Annotated in this window: 2 pseudogenes; both read left to right on the plus strand. The window is 67.3% G+C overall.

The annotated features are described in order from the left end of the window. Positions 1-131, plus strand: a pseudogene (locus AACY52_RS32515) (conjugal transfer protein); the annotation flags it as partial. A 13-nt stretch (positions 132-144) separates the two neighbouring features. Continuing rightward, positions 145-465: pseudogene (locus AACY52_RS30855) on the plus strand (conjugal transfer protein TrbE); the annotation flags it as partial.

The following is a 465-nucleotide window of genomic DNA, read 5'->3' on the forward strand; positions in this document are numbered from 1 at the left end:
GCCTCTGGCTGGTGGGGATCGCGATCTGGGCGATCGGCCACGTCACCGCGGTGTGGGCTGCCAAGCGCGATCCGCTCTTCGTCGACGTTGTGCGCCGCCATCTGCGCGTCCCCGCACACCTTTCGGTCTGAGGGGAGCGCGGCCATGATGAACCTTGCCGAATATCGCAATCGCAACAGCCGCCTGGCCGACTTCCTCCCCTGGGTCGCGCTGGTGGGCTCCGGCATCGTCCTCAACAAGGACGGCAGCTTCCAGCGCACGGCACGCTTCCGCGGCCCCGACCTCGACAGCGCCGTACAGGCTGAGCTAGTCGCCATCGCCGGCCGCCTCAACAATGCGTTCCGTCGCCTTGGATCAGGCTGGGCAATCTTCGTCGAGGCGCAGCGGCAAGCTTCGAACCTCTATCCCGACAGCCGCTTTCCCGATCCCGCCTCGGCGCTGGTCGACGCCGAGCGCAAAGCGGAT

Source organism: Pseudomonas sp. EA_65y_Pfl1_P113 (assembly GCF_963970525.1).
Classification (GTDB): Bacteria; Pseudomonadota; Gammaproteobacteria; order Pseudomonadales; family Pseudomonadaceae; genus Aquipseudomonas; species Aquipseudomonas tritici.